Here is a 19621-nt window from a genome sequence, read left to right as displayed (position 1 = left end):
ATCTTATTGATAACGACCACCAATAGGCTATTTTTATTCTCTCTTAAAACATATAGCTATAAGCCGCATGGATAAAAACGCTCTCTAAAAAATAAGAATTTTTAAAAGAATTTCTAGTCTTTGAAAAAGGGATTTTAGCCCCAAGCTCTATGCGGTGGCAATGAGCGATCGTGCTGCCAAGCCCTACATTAAACAAGCCGTTATAACCCATAAACGAACTATTTTTCATGCCTAAATGGTTGCTTTGATAAAAATACCCTATCCCAAGCCCCCCATACACCCCAAAGCTGTATTTTTTGTAAGTGTAAAAATCGCTCAACACATCCATATTTAAGCTCAATAAAGAAGTGTTAATCGTGTGCAATGCGGTGGGTTTGATCGCCATAAGGTAGGAAAATTCACCCCTTAACGCTAAAGCTTTAAAAAAAGCGAATTGATACCCCCCTTTAGCCCCCCATAAAAAAGCCGTATAAGAAGAATTATCAATCGGTTTTGGGGTTATTTTAATGGGGGCTAAACCCACCATAGCCCCAAAATAAATATGACTTTTTTTAGGCTCAAACGCCCCTAACAAGCCCACCCATAAAGCCAAAATGAAAGCAATCTTTTTCATTCTAAAGTTTTTTGGTTTTGATAAAACCGCTTGATTTTGTCGTCTATGGGAGCGAGCAAACGATAAAACACCGGCACAATGAGTAAGCTTAACACCATAGAAATCATTAAGCCCCCACTCATCGCAATCCCTATGGGGGATTTCATCGCCGCTCCATCCCCACTCGCCAACGCTAAAGGCAACATGCCACAAACCATCGCAATGGTCGTCATTAAAATCGGTCTTAGACGGGTTTTGCCGGCAAATAAAATGGCTTCTTGGATATTCAAACCTTTTTTACGCTCTTCATTCGCCACATCAATTAAAAGCGTAGCGTTTTTACCCACCATACCAATGAGCAAAATCAAGCCTATCATAGAGAACATGCTCAAAGGCTGATGCACTAAACCCAGAGCAAAAAACGCCCCTGAAAAGCTTAAAGGCATGGTAACCATGATGATAAAAGGCTCTAAAATGGACTCATACAACGCCGCTAAAATCATATAAATCAGCACAAACGCTGTCGCTAAAGCGACTAAAAACTCCCCATTGCTCTCTTTAGCGTTATCCGCTTCTCCGGTGAATCTGTAATTCGCCCCTTCAACCAGCCATTCTTTAGTGTTTTTGCTCACTTGCGTTAAAATCTCACCCAAAGAAACGCCCGCATTCCTATTAGGCTCAGCAAGCACCGTAACGCTGCGTTGGCGGTTATAGCGAGAAATGCTGGACGGGCTTTTAGTTTCTGTGATTTCCACTAAAGCGTCTAAAAACATCAATTTATCGTATTTGTTACGCACTTGCAAGCGTTTGATGTCTTCTACAGAAACGCGCTTGTCATCAGGCACTCTAATAATCATGTCGTATTCTTTGCCATCTTCTTTGAACACGCTCGCTTGAGAAGTCCCAGAGAAAGCAGAGCTCACCACTGAGCCAATGGTTTGAGCGCTCACGCCGTATTTGTTGGCGTTTTGCCTTAAGATTTTGAGTTGCAATTGCGGTTGCGATTCGCTCGTGCTTGTATGATAGCTTTCAACCTTGCCCTTTAATTCAGGGCTTTCTAATAAGAATTTTTTCAAATTCTCCACGCTTTTATCCACCGCTTCTTGAGAATGGGAAAACACAAAGGTTTGGAAGGGCGAACTATCCCCACCGCCCCCTATAAGAGAGACTTCAGAAAGATTAATAGTATCTAAACCTTTAGCTTCAGGCATGCTTCTTAACTCCTTTCTTAAAGCGCGCATCAACTCAAATTGCCCCAATTCACCCTCTTTTTTGCGCTCTTTTAAAGGCTTGAGTTGCACAAAAATCTTCGCTCTAAAAGGGTTTTGCGAGGTGCCATAACCCACTTGCAAAGTGGTAAATTCCACTTCATCATGTTTTTCAATCGCTTTTTGAAAGATCTTACTCTTTTGTGTCATGTAATCTATGCTCACGCCCGGTTTAGCCTTAAGCCACACTAAAAACCTCCCCCTATCTTCTTTCAGCATGAAATCCATACCGAGCTTAGAAGCCACAAAAAGCGAACCCACAAACACCAAAACCACCGCTATAAAGATAATGAGCTTGTGGTTTAATACCCATTGGAGCAATCTGGTATAACGAGACTCTAAAGCCTTAAAAAAAGGCTCACTCCACACATAAAAACGAGAATGCCTGGGATTGACCACGACTGAGCTTACCATAGGAATAATCGTAACGACCACCACATACGATAGAGCGATCGCTAAAGCCACCGTGATCCCAAAGCTTTGGAAAAAGCGCCCGATAATGCCTTTCATGTTCCCTATAGGCACAAACACAGAGAGCAACATCGCTGAAATCGCCACTAGAGCAAAGCCAATTTCCCTCACCCCCTCATAGCTCGCTTTGCGTTTGCTCATGCCCATTTCTAGCTTTTTATGGATGTTTTCAATCACCACGATCGCATCATCAATGATGATCCCTATCGCTAGCGTTAAAGCCACCATGGTGAGCATGTTTAATGAAAAACCCATCCATTGAATGAGCGCAAAAGTCCCCATGATAGAAATAGGGATAGAGATCGCTGAAACAAGGGTGATCGTGCCGTTACGCAAGAACGCAAACACCACTAAAACCGCTAAAATCGCCCCTAAGACTAGGTCAAATTTCACGTCTTCAATAGAGGTGCGGATATAGCTCGTGGTGTCTAAAAAGGGTCTGATTTCATAGCTAGGGCTAATGGCTTGAATGCGTTTTAAAGCTTCATACACCCTATCCACGATTTCAATTTCATTCGCTCCGGCAATCTTTTGGATTTCTAAAATCACACCGGGTTTGTCTTTAAAGCTCGCAAAAGTGTTGTCTTCTTCCAAACCGATTTCAATTTTTGCAATATCCCCAAGACGCACATGATTACCCACTTGAATCTTTTCCACATCCGCCACGCTGTAACTATTCGCATTGATTAAAATAGACAATTCCCTTTGGCTATTGACAATGCGCCCTCCATCAATTTCCACATTCTCCGCTTTAAGCGTGCTGAAAAGATCCGCATAAGTGAGATTGTATTTATTCATCAAAGTGGGATCGGCATAAATCCTAATCTGGCGCTCCCTAAAGCCGTTAAGCTGCACGCCCCCTACCCCATTGATTTTTTGGAGCATGGGTTTAATGGTGTTTTTAGCGTAGTCATTAAGGGTTGTAGCCGGCACGCTTGAACTGCTCACAAACAATGAAATAATGGCTTGACTATCGGTATCAAATTTATTGACAGAGGGTTTTTTAATGTTGGAATCATCAAAACGCACCGAAGAAATTTTATTGACCACATCGTTTAAGGCTTCTTCATTAGGTTTTTCTAACTCAAATTCAATGACGACGATACTCACATTTTTAGAACTCGTAGAAGTAACCTTTTTGATCCCATCAATCCCCATCACCGCTTCTTCAATCTTATCGGTTACCTTACTCTCTATGATTTCAGCGCTAGCCCCAGGATAAGTCGTAGTAACCACCACCGTAGGCAGATCAATTTTAGGGAAAAGCGCCACGCTCAATTTTTTAAAACCCATAGTCCCAAAAAAGACAATCGCCAAAGCAAACATCAAGGTCGTAATAGGACGATTAATCGCTGTTTTATACATCAAAATATCCTATCACTTCGTTTGGATAAACCCATCGCCAAAAAGCCCCACTGCCATAGGCTTAGATAAAAGGGCTTCAGCGCTCACTTTCCTGGTGTTTTCATCAACCGTGGGGTAAATCTTAGTGATTTTAGCTTCATGCTGATTAGAATCTCCGTCTATAGAATAAGTGTAAGTGTCCCCCACTTTGACCGCATTAATATATTTAGAATCAAATTCAATGACCAATTTCCTGGCATGGCTGACTAATCTCAGTAACACCGTGTTGTTCGCGCTCACCCCCTCGCCCACCTGAATGTTTTTGCTCGCTATCACGCCATCAAAAGGGGCTCTCAAAATGGTTTTATTCAATACCGCAATAGAATAAGCGTAATCTGATTCCAAGCGCCTGTAAGTGAACTCATAACCCTCTAGAGTGTTTTTATCCACAGCGCCCCCAATTTTGCTGTATCGTTGGTATTGCTTTTTAGCGAAAATGAGTTGTTGCTCGGTAGAATCGCTTTGAGCCTGTTTGTCTTGATTATACAAAAGCAACAAAACATCGCCCTTTTTGACCACGCTCCCCTCAGTAACCTTAATGCTATCCACAATCCCTGTGCTGTCTAAGGTGAGTTTGGAATCTTGCATCGCTTTCACATTGAAAATCGCATACACTCTTTCGCCAGCTTCCATGCTCAAAAAACTCAAAAAAAGTCCTATTAAAATTTTTTGTATCATTTTTATTCCCTTAATGCACATAGTCGTCTATTTTATGCCCGCTGTTGAAAATGTAATTGGCTTTTTGCACTTCGTAATTGTTGAGCGCTAAATTGTAAGCCACTTCTGCATCAAAGCGCGTGGTTAAGCCCCTTAAATAGGTGGTGAAATCCACTAAATTAGCGTCGTATTTCCTTTTAATATTGGCAAAAGAAAGATTGGCCGCATCCAAACTGGCCTTGGAAGATTCAATCTTGGCTCTGGCAATATCAAGCGACTTTCTGTAAAGCTGTTCGTCTTTTTCTTGCTCCAATTTTTTATACGCTAAATTCTTTTCATTCGCTAATCGGCCTAGCATGATGGATTGTTTTTGCAAGCTCAAGCCTATATCATCAAAAATATTCAAAGTCGCAGTAACCCCAGCCGTGTTTTGCTGACCGGGGTAGAAATTCCCAAAACGCCCTGTGGCATAAGCGGGTTTTTGGATCCAAAAAAGCCATGAGTCAAACACATCTATCTTGGGGTAATAATTGAGTTGCTTGTTTTGGTATCTGATTGCGGAAATCTGCTCCCTTAAAGAGACTAAATCTTGCCTTTCTCTCAATTGCAAATTAGGCGCATCAATCGTGGTCTTTTTCAAATTTTTCACACTGAGATTGGTGAGGTATTCTAAAGTCAAGCGGTTTTGCTCCAAAGCAAATTGCATGTCTAAAATATCGTATTCGCTCAAATTCCCTTGTGCTTTTAGGCTTTGCAAATCATCAATCGTGGTCAGCCCTTTGTCATAGAGTTTGGTAACCCTTTTAATGTCTGTTTGGATTTGCTCCAATTTCTTTTGTAAAGCGATCATGCGAGCGAGATTATTAAAATACTCGTAGTATTGTTGCACCACTTGCAAAAATATGCTTTGGCGGCTGTACTCTAAAGTGGCTACATTAGAGCGGTAAGTCGCAGACTTTTCTTTGACATTATTCACATCGCTAAAGCCATTAAACACATTCAATGTGGCTTGAGCTTGGAGTTGTTGGGTGTTATAATGCTTATATTCTGGAGTATCCCTAGCTTCATTTTTAAAATTATAACTCGCGTTCAAAGTAGGCAAAAACATCGCTTTGGCGATGGTATGGTTTTTCATCGCTTGCTTGACACTGAGTTCTTGCGCTTGCAAACTGAGATTAGTGGTAGCCCCCTTTAGCAATTCATAAAGCCCCAAAGCGGCTTTATCGCTTTTTTCATGGTATTTAGCGATCTCTTGATTGATCGTGGTCGCTGTTTCTTTAGGCGAGGATAAAAAACTCGGTGTCGCTTCTAAAGAACTTGTCGGCGGATCAATGAGCTTTAAATTCTTATGGCTATAATTGTTAAGGATTTGCTTGATTTCATCTGGGGTTTTAGAGGGGGTTTGCGCTAGAGCTAAAGTTGCACACAAACCCCATAAACTCGCATACCTTATAATAGTTTTCATCACGCCCCCCTATCGCTTGGTTTTAGCATGCACTAATTGCACTAAATATTTTGCGTTTTCTCTGGGCAAATCCGGCAGCATCCCATGCCCTAAATTGAAAATATGCCCTTGATTGCCCATGATTTTTAAAATCCTTTCAACGCCTTCTTCTAAAGCGTTTTTATCATAGAGGCGCGTTGGCTCTAAATTCCCTTGCAAAACATACTTATCGCCTAAAATCTTTTTTGCCGCTTCTAAAGGCGTACCCCAATCCACGCCAAACACATCAAATTCCCCATCTATGCTATCCAAATAAGCGCCAATCCCTTTAGGGAAAAGGATAACCGGGATATGTGCATAGCGTTTTTTAAGCTCTTTAGAGATTTTTTTCAAATAATCCCAACTGAATTTCAAATACGCTTCTTTTTCTAAAGCGCTAGCCCATGAGTCAAAAACCATTACCGCATTGACCCCTGCTTGGATTTGAAGGCTCAAATACTCTATCAATTCAAGGCTCAATTTTTCTAAAAGCGCTTTTAAAACTTCAGGCTCGCTATAAAGCATTTTCTTGCTTTTGGCATACGATTTGCTCCCCTCGCCTTCTATCATGTAAGTCGCTAAAGTCCAAGGCGATCCGCAAAAACCGATTAACGCTTTCTCTTTAGAAAGTTTTTGGCGCGTTTGAGAAATCGTATCATAGACATAATTCAGCTGTTTATAAGCCCCTGCTTTTAGGCTTTCCACGCTTTTTAAATCCGTAATGGTTTCTAAAAAATGCGGCCCCTTTTTGGGGATAAACTCCAAATTCAAGCCCATTTCCAAAGGCACTACTAAAATATCGCTAAACAAAATAGCCGCATCCACGCCTAAAATCTCTACCGGCTGTAAGGTAACTTCTGTGGCTAGATCGCTATTTTGACACAATTCCAAGAAACTCCCCGCTTTTTTACGGCTCTCTTGGTATTCGCTAAGGTAACGCCCCGCTTGCCTCATCATCCAAATGGGCGTGTAGGGTGTTTCTTTTCTAAAACATGCATCAATGAAAATCATCATAAATCCTTAAAGGTTTGTCTAATTATGGTTTTTATACTTTACAGTTAGTTTTTAAAATGAATATTTTACCCTAAAAATCTCGTAAAGTCATAAAAAGTGAAAGTGATACCAACAGAATAGATATTCAATCGTGGCGTGCCAAAGGCTTTAGAAAATTTGCTTTGGATAAAATAAAAAGGAATACCGCCCCTTGCTTCTAAGCTCAAGCCAAAATTCTTAGCCGCATTGAAAAACAAGCCCACGCTCCCTACTGCTGATTGGATATTGAATTGATACTTATCAATCTTAGCCCCTAAAATCTGAAGCTGATAGCCTAAGGCGATTTTAGGGATAACCCACCCCTTAAAAAGCCTAACTCCAGCGACTAGCCCAGCGCTCATGAAATACGAATCGCCCATTCCTGCATCCAAATACCCCCCTAATAAAGCTTTCTTTTTTAAAACATACCCTGCGTCAAAGCCTAAAGAAGCGTCATGGTAAGTTTTATCCATTAAAATAGGAGGGCGGTTTTTGGGGCGGATAGGGGATCTTTTAGTCGTTTTTGCATGCTGATACAGATAGCCGATTTTAAAAGAGCCAAAATATTTTTTAGTAGGCTCTAAAGGTTTAAAGAAATTTAAATCCTTTTTGGCCAGTAAAACCCCTTTCAAAAGGCTTAAGATTAAGAAAAATCTAAAAATCAAAGCTTCAATTCCAATTTTTGTTTGGAAAATTCCACGATCTTTCCATGGAATCTCGCATAAAGTTGCGCTAAAGAAATGGTGTTTTCATAAAGCGCTAAAGCGGCTTTTAAATTCTCTTGAACGCCTTTTTCAAAAAAATGTTGCAATTCGTCATAATCTTCTATCTCTATGCCTAATTTTTTTAAAAAAAGATAGCTGTATTTATCCACCACCATCACTTCTTTAGCGCACGCATAGCATAAAATCGCATCCGCGCTTTCTTTGCCAATGCCCTTTTGGTCTAAAAGCCACTCCCTAGTCGCTTCTTGTTTAAAATTTTCAAAACTTTGAAAGTCTTTTAAAATATTTTTACTCAAATCAATCAATCGTTTGGCTTTTTGGTTATAAAACCCGCTAGGGCGGACACACTCTGCAAGCTTTGAAAACTCCATATCAGCGATTTTTTTAAGATTGGTTTCATCATCATTTTCTAAAATGCGAGCGTTTTTTAAATTTTCTAAAGATTTCAAAACGGCTTCAAATTTAGTGTTTTGCGTTAAAACCGCTCCTAATAGAGCTTCAAATTTCAAAGCGTTAGGCCACCACCAAGCGGGGGCGTTTTTCAATAAATCCAAACTCTTTAAAGCCTTTAAAATTTCAAAACTATCTAACACAATAACCGCCTATAATAAAAAGAAATCAAAAAGAGTATTTTATTGAAAAAGAAGCAAAAATTAAAGCGAAAAGCCAACGCTTAAAGCGTTAGCCCCATACAAACACCTTTCTTAAAACTAAGTTAAAAGCCTTAAGATATTTTGTTGGACGGTATTGGCTTGACTCATCGCATAGCTACCTGATTGTGCCAAAATGTTGTTTTTGTTGAAATTCGCGCTCTCTTCAGCGAAATCCACATCCCTAATTTGAGATTCAGCCGCTTTAACATTCACTTGAGTGATGCTGATATTATTCACGGTGCTAATCATTTGATTTTGCACAGAACCTAAATCAGAGCGGACTTTATCCAACATTTTCATCGCAGATTCGGCAATGTCAATCACCACCATCGCGCCTCTTAAGGTTGTAACCCCAGATCCCAAGCTTTGGTTACCGCTAGCGATCACGGCGTTATAGTTCGCGCCACTGGCTGATTTGACATTAGCGTTAAAATTCCCAGTAACATCGCGCAAATTCACCGTGGTTTCTGCCACTTGAGATTCCCCAAAACCAATCGCTGTGAAGCCTAAATGTTGCGAGTCAGAAGCCGAAACGACATTGATGCTCTTAGCGTCTAAGCGTGTGAGAGAAAGTCTCCCATAGTTAGTAGAGCCTTTTGTTAAATCCTGACCGCCATTGACCATCGTTAAAGCGCTAGGCCCGTTACTGACGCTGTCGGTTTTGATTTCAATCCCACGACCATCTATACTGCGCAAATTCAAGCGCCCTTTTTGATCCGTATAAGCTTCCACACCGGTTTCTGAAGTAACCGCATTGATCGCTGCAACTAACCTTCCGTCTGAGTCGTTTTTCTTAATATCTGCGATATTACCCAAATGAATCCCATTTAAGGTTAAATTACTCAAACTTCCTGACTGGACCGCCACATCGCTCGTGGTGATAACGCTCGCATAAGCTTTAACGCCTGTTCGGTTAGAGTTTTTGTTGATCACTTCCGCTAACACGCCAATCCCTGTACCTGCTGAACTAGAAACTTTTACGCTCTCTAAAGTTACATCATTCACGCCATCCACTTGTTTAAAAGTCAAGCTAATATCCCCAGAAGCCGTGATTAACGCACCTGTAGCGATACGAACCTGACCGATTTTATCGGAAGTGGTAGAGCCGATAGAAGCCTTAATGCTTTGGTTAGAATAAGCCCCTACTTGGAATTCTTTGTTAGTGAATTGACCAGACAATAACGCTTGCCCGTTATAAGTCGTTGTGTTACCGATATTATCCAAACCTTGAATCAAACGAACGATGTCAGATTGAATCGCTTTACGAGATTCCGTAGTTTGCCCATCTTGAGCCGCTTGAGTCGCTTTAACCTTAACGGTGTCTAAGATTTTTAACTGCTCATCCATAGCCTTATCCGCAACCTGGATAATCCCCATGCCGTCATTCGTGTTGGCAATCGCTTGACCCAAACTGCTCGCTTGTGAACGCAAAGAATCCGCCACCGTCATGCCTGATGCGTCATCAGCCGCTTTATTGATCCTTAAACCTGAACTCAATCTCTCCAATGAAGTTTTAAGCGCGTTTTGAGTGAGTGCGGATTGCACATGCGCATTCATCGCATTGATATTTGTATTGACCTGAAAAGCCATTGTTGTAACTCCTTGTTATAAAAAACCCAAAGGCATCCTTGCTTTTGGTTGGAACTATAATCGGTTAAAGTTTGAAATTTTAAAGGGCTTTATTTTAAAAGCAAAATTAGGGGCATGAAAATGGGCTATAATAAAGAAAATTTGATTATTGAATGCAGACACCAATGGATAACATAAAAAACATTCCATTAAGGACTTTTGTTTTACTCTATAAAAGCTCACCAAAAAGGTATTGAAGTGAAAAAAGCGTTATCTATAACTAGCAAAATAGCCATTGGTATATTGGCTATTTTTAGGTGTTTATGCTTTAGTGATCTTTGTTGTGCTTAAAGCCTATCATCAAAATAAAGGCTATAGGATTTTAACATTTGGAGTAACTATAATGACAGAAGAAACCTATGAAGCTTATCTTGATACTGATATTGCAAATAGCTCTAAACAATTGGAAGAAAAGCTTAAAAAAGCATTAGAATTATGCAAACAATCAGGTCTTGTTCTCAGAAAGTTTGACGGAAAAAATTTTTCATTTGAATGCGATGAACCAAATCGCTCTAAACCCTAACGAAAAGATAGATCCTTAGAGTTTGAATTTTTTCTAAAAGATTAAGAGCAAAAAATTAGAAATGTAAGTGAATTATTTATACACAGATAATTATTGCTATTGTTATTTTTGTAGTATTTGCAATAATTATACATCTTTATATGGTAGAATGTTTACTGCTTTGATTAAGCAAATCACAAAAATGGAGATATATTATGGAATTAGAAAACTTTTATACTGGGTTAGATGAGATTAGTTTTGATATCATTGAGACTCATTTCTTTTTTGGATCTTCTACTGCTTGCTGTGCTAGTGGAACTTGTGACTTTATGAAGTAAATTAAAATGAATAGAGATACAGAACCAAATCGTTTAAGATTATATAAGACTCTATTCAATGATTGGTTCAATCTAGAAGAAATTGTATTTATAGAGAAGTATATACCTAGGTATAGATATATACTTTTTAGACGAATGGAATTCTTTTTAGTTCCTACCATTGCTAAGCTAATATTTTGTGCTAAGCAAAATAAAATCCCTAACGCATATGGATACTATTTTAATAACACAAAAGTAATTATAAACAAACTACACGAAATTGGCATTTTAGACAGAGTTCGCTCAAACCTTATCAATTTTACTATCTTAACAAAAAATACTATAGAAAAATCAGTAGAGGCACTCTTACTGTCCAAGATTATCTCTTGTAAAAATGATATAAAAAGAATTGAAATAGAATTCAGTGATTTACATTCGCTAGATTTTACTTCCATACTAGCAATAATTAAAGAAAATAGAAAATTTTTTATTAAATCATCACTGACAGACCCCTCAAAAGTATTTTACGATGTATGTAAAATATTGAATATACATGCAAAAAAGAAAAGTGTATATTGGCAATCAGATTTACTAAATATAGCTGACTATATTGAATATAACCCTAATGTAAAAGACATAGAGCTTTTTTATAAAAGAGTTGCAGAGTTAATGGCTGTTTCTGCAACATTAAACCTTACAGACATCCATTTAGAAAATTTGTTAATTTCTGATGGATTACCAATAATACTAGATTTTGAAACATTATTTACATTCAAAGAAACATATTCTGGCGTTATTGATAACACTATAACAGATATTGAAGCTACATTATTTATTGAACCAATTCAAGAGCTTATCAATAATAATACATCTGACAATAAGAGAAGAAGTATTATTTCTGGGTTACAAGGTGGCGAAGTTAGGAATAAAAGTTTTCTCTATCCGTTTGTGATTAATGATGGTAGCAATGAATTTAGAGTAAGCTATAGAAAATTAAGTCATTATCAATCACATAATAGGATTTTATATAATAAAAATATTATAAAACCACATTTTTATACAAAAATAATCACAAATTCCTTTAAAGAAACAATGCTTAAGATTTACAAAAATAAACAAAAATTATTAGATGTTCTCAATGAGAATTACTTGTCTAATTTTAAATACAGACATATTTTGAGACCAACATCATTTTATAGTTTTATATCTGTTAGAAGTTAGCAACCTAAGGAATATAATGATTGGGATACTTATTGGAATAAAATTAGTTTAACGCTAAACAATAAGCAAGTAAATTGTTTCTCAGAGAATATCAAAGAACAAATCATTCAATATGAAATACAAACCATACAAAAGGGACTTGTTCCACTATTTTATCGTGATATTAATACTTGCAATTTATATACAGCTGATTTACAAACAATAAAAAATGCTTTCAAGAAGCCGCTAATTGAGTGTATAAAAAACAAAATTAGTCAAATATCTAATGAATACATTTATCAAAATGTTTTATCAATCAAAGAAAGCTTAAGATTATCTGGATCTATTAATCAAGAAGAAAAAAATATCGGATGGATACCATAAAAAACATTCCATTAAGGACTTTTGTTTTACTCTATAAAAGCTCACCAAAATATGTTGTATTGGCGTCAGTTATAGTGCTATTGATTGGCATTCTCCCATCAATAAATATTCTTGTTACAATAAGATTGATTGATGTTGTTGCAAATATATTACAAAATCATACATACTTTGAATATAGATTACTTTTATCCACTTTGCTACTGTGGGGAGCGTTATTGTTTTTTACTCATGTATTCTTGGGAATTTTATCAAGCTTACAAACCATTATTGCCGAACAATTTTCTACAAACATCATCACACGGCTTGCTATTAAACTCACAAAAGTTAAAAATCTAAATTTTTTTGAAAACAAAGATCACACTATTAAGCTTAACGCTATCCATAACGGTCTATACATCCGTCCACTAAATTATGTCAGTAATCTATTTTTTAACTTGCAACGCATTATAGGGCTTATTAGTCTATTTGGTATATTATTTTCTATTAGTATTTATCTACCCTTTATAATGATTTTTGCAACAGTTCCTTGCATGTTTATCACTAATCATATAGCAAAAAAACATAGCGCTTCCATAGATAAACTTCAAGACCAAAAAGAGAGCATGCAAAATTACCTATACTCTGGACTAGATATCCAAAAGAATAAAGACAACCTATTATTTAGTTTTGTATTCAATTTTTATCATAAATTTATTGAAAACAAAGAATTATATATCAATCATTTTGTGAAAATCGCCCAAAAAAACTTAATGCTTACCATATATGCTGATATTTTAACAACCATTCTAAGTGTCGCATTATTCTTCTTAATGGTTTTTATTATCCTTTCAAAATCCATTGGTGTGGGGGCAATTGCTGGATATATCCAAGCGTTTAGCTACACTGAGCAGCAACTACAAGATTTATCGTTTTATGGAAAGTGGTTTTTTACTATCAATAAATATTTTGAAAATTATTTTTATATATTAGATTACAAAACACCAAAACCAGAATCACAAATCAGATTAGAAGAAAAAATCCATAGTATTACATTTGAAAACATTAGTTTTTCTTATTCTAATTCAAAACCTATTTTTGAAAATTTTAATCTTTCTTTAAACACTAACAAAATTTATGCATTAGTCGGTAGGAATGCTAGCGGGAAAAGCACGCTGATTAATTTATTGTTAGGTTTTTATACCCCAAATTCAGGTCAAATTATCATTAATAACAAATACCCACTACAAGACTTGGAACTAAATAGCTACCATCAACAAATGAGTGCCATATTTCAAGATTTTTCTCTTTATGCTGGGTATAGCATTGATGATAATCTTTTTATGCAAAACAATATCACTAAAGAGCAATTAAAGCAAAAAAGAGAAATACTAAAATCTTTTGATGAGAATTTTCAAGATTGTCTTAATGATTGCAACAACACACTATTTGGAGCGCAATATAATGGGGTAGATTTTTCTTTAGGTCAAAAGCAACGCATAGCTACCATAAGAGCCTTTTTAAAACCAAGTAATTGCATTGTTTTAGATGAGCCAAGCAGCGCCATCGATCCCATTATGGAAAAAGAGTTTTTAGATTTTATTTTTAAAAAATCGCAATCTAAAATGGCTTTAATTATTACACACCGCATGAATAGTGTCAAGCAAGCTGATGAAATTATCGTGTTAGATCAAGGCAAACTAATAGAACAGGGCAACTTTGAAACCCTTATAAAAAAACAGGGATTATTTTACGAATTGTTTTTGAAGCAACAATACTAACGAGCGCTTAAAATGTTTGGTAATTTTGGGTATAATCTCAAAAGATTCAAATTTAAATAAGGAATGCCACCATGTTTGGGAATAAGCAGTTACAGCTTCAAATCAGTCAAAAAGATTCTGAGATTGCGGAGTTAAAAAAAGAAGTCAATCTCTATCAAAGCCTTTTAAATTTGTGCTTGCATGAGGGTTTTGTAGGTATTAAAAACAATAAAGTCGTTTTTAAAAGCGGGAATCTTGCAAGCTTAAACAATTTAGAAGAACAAAGCGTTCATTTTAAAGAAAACGCAGAAAGCGTTAATTTACAAGGGGTTTCTTATTCTTTAAAAAGCCAAAATATTGATGGCGTGCAGTATTTTTCATTGGCTAAAAAAACAGGTTGTGTGGGGGAATACCATAAAAATGATTTGTTTAAGACTTTTTGCGCAAGCTTAAAAGAGGGCTTAGAGAACGCGCAAGAAAGCATGCAGTATTTCCATCAAGAAACAGGCTTGCTCTTAAATGCGGCTAAAAATGGTGAAGAGCATTCTAATGAAGGGTTAATAACCGTTAATAAAACAGGTCAAGACATTGAATCGCTTTATGAAAAGATGCAAAACGCCACTTCGTTAGCGGACTCTCTCAACCAACGGAGCAATGAAATCACTCAAGTCATTTCTTTGATTGATGATATTGCAGAGCAAACCAATCTCTTAGCCCTAAACGCCGCTATTGAAGCCGCACGAGCGGGCGAGCATGGGAGAGGGTTTGCGGTGGTGGCTGATGAGGTGAGAAAACTCGCTGAAAAAACCCAAAAAGCCACTAAAGAAATCGCTGTCGTGGTTAAAAGCATGCAACAAGAAGCGAACGATATTCAAACCAACACCCACGATATTAATTCTATTGTAGGCTCTATTAAAGGCGATGTAGAAGAGCTTAAATCCACCGTAAAAAATAACATGATTGTCGCGCAAGCGGCAAAATACACCATCTATAATATCAATAACCGGGTGTTTTGCGGTCTAGCCAAACTCGATCATGTGGTCTTTAAAAACAATCTTTATGGCATGGTCTTTGGTCTCAACTCCTTTGATATTACTAGCCATAAGAGTTGCCGTTTAGGCAAATGGTATTATGAGGGCGCGGGTAAAGAGAATTTTTCCAACACTTCAGGCTATAGAGCTTTAGAAAGCCACCATGCGAGCGTGCATGCTGAAGCTAATGATTTGGTTAAAGCCGTTCAAGAAGACCATATTACCGATTCAAAATACCTAGAACATAAAGTGCATTTAATGGAAGATAGCGCTAAGCATGTCAAAGAAAATATTGATAAGATGTTTTATGAAAAACAAGACGAACTCAATAAAATCATTGAAAAAATTCAAAAAGGCGAATGATTCCATTCAATGAAGCGTTTTGATGTTTTCTAAATCTTTAGAAGCCCTACACCATGCCAAACGCTACCGCAAAAGAGAGTTGTTTGACCCTTTATTAAAGGATTACGCTTCTAATGATTATTTGGGTTTGAGCGTTAAAAAAGATTTGCTTCAAAACGCTTTTGATAAGCTCCAGTCCTTTGTTTCTCATTCCCCCAAGGCTTCCATGTTAGTGAATGGCTACCACCCTTTGCATGCAGAATTAGAAGAACGACTAGCGGATTTGTTAGAATTTGAAAGCACTCTTTTAGTGGGGAGTGGTTTTTTGGGCAATCTAGCTTTAATAGACACCCTTTTAGTCAAAAACGCCCTTTTATTCATGGACGCACACTACCATGCGAGCGGGATTTTTAGCACTAAGATTAAGCCTAATCAAGTGATCTTTTTCTCGCACAATGATATTAAAGATTTGAAACAAAAACTCTTTAACGCTCCTAAAAACAAGCTCAAATTCATAGCCATTGAGGGGGTTTATTCTATGGATGCGAGTATCGCTCCTTATGATTTTTATACAATCGTTCAAGAAATCCCTAACGCTTTTTTAATCGTGGATGAAGCCCATAGTTTTGGGACTATTGGCGAGAATTTATTGGGTTTTTTAGAATATCATCGTATCAAAGAAAAAGACAAAATCATTAAGCTCAGCACTTTTTCTAAAGCGCTTGCGAGCTATGGGGCGTGTGTTTTAGCCCCTTTACAAGTCATAGAGTTTTTAACTAATCGCGCTAAAAGCGTGATTTACACCACCGCTTTAAGCCTGTTAGACACCGCTTTAACTTTGGCCCATTTAGAATACTTTATCGCGCAAAAACAGGAATTAAAAAATGAGCTTCACAAACACCAACAGATTATTTTTGAAACTTTAGGCGTTAGAACGCTCGCAGGATTTTTTACTTTAGAGTTTGAAAACAATCCCGCCCTTTTAAACGCCCAATATTTTTTGAAAGAAAAGGGGTTTTTAGTGGGAGCTATCCGACCCCCTACGGTTTCTAAACCCCTTTTACGAGTCTCTTTGTCCCTCAAAAACAGCTTAGAAGACACTAAAGAGCTTGCAAACGCCCTTTTAGATTATTCTAAAATACAATCTTCTTTTAAGAGTGGTTAATGCTAAAAAAGATTTTTTATGGTTTTATCGTTTTATTTTTGATTATCATAGGGTTATTGGCCGTTCTTGTCGCTCAAGTTTGGGTAACTACGGATAAGGATATTGCTAAAATCAAAGATTATCGTCCCAGTGTCGCTTCACAGATTTTAGACCGAAAAGGGCGTTTGATCGCTAATATTTATGATAAGGAATTCCGTTTTTATGCGCGTTTTGAAGAAATCCCCCCACGATTTATTGAAAGCCTTCTAGCGGTAGAAGACACCCTCTTTTTTGAGCATGGGGGGATCAATTTAGACGCTATCATGCGCGCTATGATTAAAAACGCTAAAAGCGGTCGTTACACTGAAGGGGGTAGCACTCTAACCCAACAACTCGTTAAAAACATGGTGCTCACACGAGAAAAAACATTAACCAGAAAGCTCAAAGAAGCTATCATCTCCATACGCATTGAAAAAGTCTTAAGCAAAGAAGAAATTTTAGAGCGTTATTTGAACCAAACTTTTTTTGGGCATGGGTATTATGGCGTGAAAACCGCAAGCTTAGGGTATTTTAAAAAACCCCTTGACAAACTCACGCTTAAAGAAATCACCATGTTAGTCGCCTTACCCAGAGCCCCAAGTTTTTATGACCCTACCAAAAATTTAGAATTTTCACTCTCTAGGGCTAATGATATTTTAAGGCGGTTGTATTCTTTAGGCTGGATTTCTTCTAACGAGCTCAAATCCGCTCTCAATGAAGTGCCAATCGTTTATAACCAAACTTCCACGCAAAATATCGCTCCCTATGTCGTGGATGAAGTGTTGAAGCAACTAGATCAATTAGACGGACTAAAAACTCAAGGCTATACCATAAAACTCACGATAGATTTGGATTACCAACGCTTAGCGTTAGAGTCTTTGCGTTTTGGGCATCAAAAAATCTTAGAAAAAATCGCTAAAGAGAAGCCAAAAACTAACGCCTCTAATGATGAAGATGAAGACAACTTAAACGCTAGCATGATCGTTACAGAAACGAGTACCGGTAAGATTTTAGCCTTAGTGGGGGGGATTGATTATAAAAAAAGCGCTTTCAATCGCGCCACGCAAGCCAAACGGCAGTTTGGGAGCGCGATAAAGCCCTTTGTGTATCAAATCGCTTTTGATAATGGCTATTCCACGACTTCTAAAATCCCTGATACCGCACGAAACTTTGAAAATGGCAATTATAGTAAAAACAGCGAACAAAACCATGCATGGCACCCTAGCAATTATTCTCGCAAGTTTTTAGGGCTTGTAACCTTGCAAGAAGCCTTGAGCCATTCGTTAAATCTAGCCACGATCAATTTAAGCGATCAGCTTGGCTTTGAAAAAATTTATCAATCTTTAAGCGATATGGGGTTTAAAAACCTCCCTAAAGATTTATCTATTGTGTTAGGGAGCTTTGCTATCTCGCCCATTGATGCGGCTGAAAAGTATTCTTTATTTTCTAATTACGGCACCATGCTCAAACCCATGCTCATTGAAAGCATCACCAACCAACAAAACGAAGTTAAAACTTTCACGCCTATGGAAACCAAAAAGATCACCTCCAAAGAACAGGCTTTTTTAACCCTTTCAGTGCTGATGAATGCGGTAGAAAACGGCACAGGGAGTTTGGCTCGCATTAAAGGTTTAGAAGTCGCCGGTAAAACCGGGACTTCCAACAACAATATTGACGCTTGGTTCATTGGCTTTACCCCCACCCTACAAAGTGTGATTTGGTTTGGGAGAGACGATAACACGCCCATTAGCAAAGGAGCGACAGGAGGCGTTGTGAGTGCACCTGTGTATTCGTATTTCATGCGTAATATTTTAGCGATTGAACCTTCTTTAAAAAGAAAGTTTGATGTCCCCAAAGGCTTGCGTAAAGAAATCGTGGATAAAATCCCCTACTACTCAACCCCCAATTCCATCACCCCCACCCCCAAAAGAACAGACGATAGCGAGGAACGCTTGTTGTTCTAAGCCTACATGGCTATAGGGACTTTAATGTCTCCGTAATTGACAGAATCTTTAAAGATTTCTTCCACTTTAGAAACAAGGATACTCACCGCTTGATTGTCTAAAGACATTTTATGCAACCCTTCGCTCAAAGCGTCCTTATCAAAACCACGCGCACGCACTAACGCAAACACTTCCTCATTGTTAGGATTGATATAAATCCCTAAACGATCCACATTCATCAAGCTGTCATAAATGGGCTGTGTCATTTGGATAAACATTTCATTAGTGATCTTTTGCTTGATGCGATTGGTTTTGGAAAGGTAAGCCTCTTTGAGTTTATGCACGATATTTTGCGCCACTCTTATTGTCGCTCTTTTGGTAGCGATTTTTTCTATCTCTTCAGTTGCCTTACCATCTACAATGTGCGAGCTATCCACCCCTTGCGTGAGATACTGGCTGCGATTTTGCAACATCCAATAAGGCACATCTTGTAAAAAAGAATTTCTTTGTGAAGTGTTTGGGCAAGTGCAAGCTTGCAACATCAAAACGCCCAACCCGCATAAAAATAATTGCTTGCTTTTTAAAAAAGATTTTTCTAACACGCTATCCCCTTTGATTTTGATTTTACAGAGTGTAACATAAATCTTTAAGATTTAAACAATAATTAGGTAAAAAAATAAAAAAAATAAAATGATTAAAACTTTGTTTAAAAATCAACACGCAGTTAAGCATTAGAATAAGCCGGGTTCTGTCAATGGATGGCCATTTATCTGGGAAATATTTTGCAATATTCCTCAAGCGAAGCGTGTATCAATTTAGACTTACCATGCGCTTCTTGCTACAAATTGGGTTTGCCCAAACAAGCTAAATTGCTTCAGCTCTGGTGGGCTCTTACCCCACCCTTTCACCCTTACCTTAAAAAGGCGGTTTGCTTTCTGTGGCACTTTCCCTTAGCTTGCGCTAGCCATCCGTTAGATGGAATTTTGTCTAATGTAGCCCGGACTTTCCTCTATTCTAAAATAGCGACCATCTTCTAATGCGTTAATATATTAGAAAAAAGTAGCTTTAA

General features: G+C 37.7%; 14 protein-coding genes, 1 other RNA gene and 2 pseudogenes. 7 read left to right on the top strand and 10 right to left on the bottom strand.

What is annotated here, in order from left to right; translation table 11 throughout:
- Window positions 1-43: 43 nt before the first annotated feature.
- The 8 genes from EAL04_RS04715 to EAL04_RS04680 all read right to left on the bottom strand — a co-directional run bounded on the left by EAL04_RS04715 (window position 44) and on the right by EAL04_RS04680 (window position 9875).
- Window positions 44-613 (bottom strand): outer membrane beta-barrel protein, encoded by a 570-nt coding sequence (locus EAL04_RS04715; protein WP_120973651.1) that lies wholly within the window; start codon window positions 611-613, stop codon window positions 44-46.
- Window positions 610-3696 (bottom strand): efflux RND transporter permease subunit HefC, encoded by a 3087-nt coding sequence (hefC, locus tag EAL04_RS04710; RefSeq protein WP_120973648.1) that lies wholly within the window; start codon window positions 3694-3696, stop codon window positions 610-612. Before hefC ends, EAL04_RS04715 begins: the two co-directional genes overlap by 4 nt.
- Before the next feature lie 12 nt (window positions 3697-3708).
- Window positions 3709-4413, bottom strand: a complete 705-nt coding sequence (gene hefB / locus EAL04_RS04705; protein WP_000615048.1) for an efflux RND transporter periplasmic adaptor subunit HefB — start codon at window positions 4411-4413, stop codon at window positions 3709-3711.
- Between the two features lie 10 nt (window positions 4414-4423).
- The gene (gene hefA / locus EAL04_RS04700; RefSeq protein ID WP_120973646.1) at window positions 4424-5857 is read right to left on the bottom strand and encodes an efflux RND transporter outer membrane subunit HefA; all 1434 of its coding nucleotides are present in this window, start codon (window positions 5855-5857) and stop codon (window positions 4424-4426) included.
- Between the two features lie 9 nt (window positions 5858-5866).
- On the bottom strand, window positions 5867-6886 hold the full coding sequence (gene hemE / locus EAL04_RS04695; protein ID WP_162982489.1) for a uroporphyrinogen decarboxylase: 1020 nt from the start codon (window positions 6884-6886) through the stop codon (window positions 5867-5869).
- 68 nt (window positions 6887-6954) lie between these two features.
- The gene (locus EAL04_RS04690) at window positions 6955-7572 is read right to left on the bottom strand and encodes a hypothetical protein (RefSeq protein ID WP_162982488.1); all 618 of its coding nucleotides are present in this window, start codon (window positions 7570-7572) and stop codon (window positions 6955-6957) included.
- Entirely contained in the window at window positions 7569-8225 is a 657-nt protein-coding gene (locus tag EAL04_RS04685) for a 3-methyladenine DNA glycosylase (protein WP_120973642.1), read from the bottom strand. Before EAL04_RS04685 ends, EAL04_RS04690 begins: the two co-directional genes overlap by 4 nt.
- Window positions 8226-8342: 117 nt before the next feature.
- Window positions 8343-9875: a flagellin A gene (locus tag EAL04_RS04680; RefSeq protein ID WP_000885496.1), complete on the bottom strand. Its 1533-nt coding sequence runs from the start codon at window positions 9873-9875 to the stop codon at window positions 8343-8345.
- A gap of 152 nt (window positions 9876-10027) precedes the next feature.
- Here EAL04_RS04680 and EAL04_RS08110 point away from each other — a divergent pair.
- The 7 genes and pseudogenes from EAL04_RS08110 to pbp1a all read left to right on the top strand — a co-directional run.
- Window positions 10028-10102: pseudogene (locus tag EAL04_RS08110) on the top strand (ABC transporter ATP-binding protein); the annotation flags it as partial.
- Window positions 10074-10437: pseudogene (locus EAL04_RS07905) on the top strand (hypothetical protein). The pseudogenes EAL04_RS08110 and EAL04_RS07905, both read left to right, overlap by 29 nt.
- Window positions 10438-10760: 323 nt before the next feature.
- A complete protein-coding gene (locus EAL04_RS04665; RefSeq protein ID WP_240454703.1) occupies window positions 10761-11954 on the top strand; it encodes a DUF4135 domain-containing protein in 1194 nt (397 codons plus the stop codon).
- 350 nt (window positions 11955-12304) lie between these two features.
- Window positions 12305-14074: an ATP-binding cassette domain-containing protein gene (locus EAL04_RS04660; protein WP_120973640.1), complete on the top strand. Its 1770-nt coding sequence runs from the start codon at window positions 12305-12307 to the stop codon at window positions 14072-14074.
- A 71-nt stretch (window positions 14075-14145) separates the two neighbouring features.
- Window positions 14146-15447, top strand: coding sequence for a chemotaxis chemoreceptor TlpD (tlpD, locus tag EAL04_RS04655; protein WP_120973638.1), 1302 nt, complete (start codon window positions 14146-14148; stop codon window positions 15445-15447).
- Window positions 15448-15469: 22 nt separating this feature from the next.
- Entirely contained in the window at window positions 15470-16591 is a 1122-nt protein-coding gene (locus EAL04_RS04650) for an aminotransferase class I/II-fold pyridoxal phosphate-dependent enzyme (RefSeq protein ID WP_120973636.1), read from the top strand.
- Window positions 16591-18573 carry a penicillin-binding protein 1A gene (gene pbp1a, locus EAL04_RS04645; RefSeq protein ID WP_120973634.1) on the top strand — a complete coding sequence of 661 codons (1983 nt, stop codon included), beginning with the start codon at window positions 16591-16593 and terminating at the stop codon, window positions 18571-18573. Before EAL04_RS04650 ends, pbp1a begins: the two co-directional genes overlap by 1 nt.
- Window positions 18574-18575: 2 nt before the next feature.
- Here the strand turns inward: pbp1a and EAL04_RS04640 are convergent, their stop codons facing one another.
- On the bottom strand, window positions 18576-19094 hold the full coding sequence (locus tag EAL04_RS04640; protein ID WP_341352201.1) for a tumor necrosis factor alpha-inducing protein: 519 nt from the start codon (window positions 19092-19094) through the stop codon (window positions 18576-18578).
- A gap of 182 nt (window positions 19095-19276) precedes the next feature.
- Window positions 19277-19592: RNase P RNA component class A (rnpB, locus tag EAL04_RS04635), an RNA gene on the bottom strand.
- Between the last annotated feature and the right edge of the window lie 29 nt (window positions 19593-19621).

The sequence above is a fragment of the Helicobacter pylori genome (genome assembly GCF_003638305.1).
GTDB lineage: Bacteria > Campylobacterota > Campylobacteria > Campylobacterales > Helicobacteraceae > Helicobacter > Helicobacter pylori_DJ.
This window is presented reverse-complemented; position numbering and strand designations above follow the sequence as displayed.

Coding starts and splice junctions, on each gene's coding strand:
- hefA (WP_120973646.1), bottom strand. CDS start 5,857: ATGAAAACTATTATAAGGTATGCGAGTTTATGGGGTTTGTGTGCAACT.
- EAL04_RS04715 (WP_120973651.1), bottom strand. CDS start 613: ATGAAAAAGATTGCTTTCATTTTGGCTTTATGGGTGGGCTTGTTAGGG.
- EAL04_RS04665 (WP_240454703.1), top strand. CDS start 10,761: ATGAATAGAGATACAGAACCAAATCGTTTAAGATTATATAAGACTCTA.
- hemE (WP_162982489.1), bottom strand. CDS start 6,886: ATGATTTTCATTGATGCATGTTTTAGAAAAGAAACACCCTACACGCCC.
- EAL04_RS04640 (WP_341352201.1), bottom strand. CDS start 19,094: ATGTTGCAAGCTTGCACTTGCCCAAACACTTCACAAAGAAATTCTTTT.
- hefB (WP_000615048.1), bottom strand. CDS start 4,413: ATGATACAAAAAATTTTAATAGGACTTTTTTTGAGTTTTTTGAGCATG.
- EAL04_RS04650 (WP_120973636.1), top strand. CDS start 15,470: ATGTTTTCTAAATCTTTAGAAGCCCTACACCATGCCAAACGCTACCGC.
- EAL04_RS04660 (WP_120973640.1), top strand. CDS start 12,305: ATGGATACCATAAAAAACATTCCATTAAGGACTTTTGTTTTACTCTAT.
- hefC (WP_120973648.1), bottom strand. CDS start 3,696: ATGTATAAAACAGCGATTAATCGTCCTATTACGACCTTGATGTTTGCT.
- tlpD (WP_120973638.1), top strand. CDS start 14,146: ATGTTTGGGAATAAGCAGTTACAGCTTCAAATCAGTCAAAAAGATTCT.
- pbp1a (WP_120973634.1), top strand. CDS start 16,591: ATGCTAAAAAAGATTTTTTATGGTTTTATCGTTTTATTTTTGATTATC.
- EAL04_RS04680 (WP_000885496.1), bottom strand. CDS start 9,875: ATGGCTTTTCAGGTCAATACAAATATCAATGCGATGAATGCGCATGTG.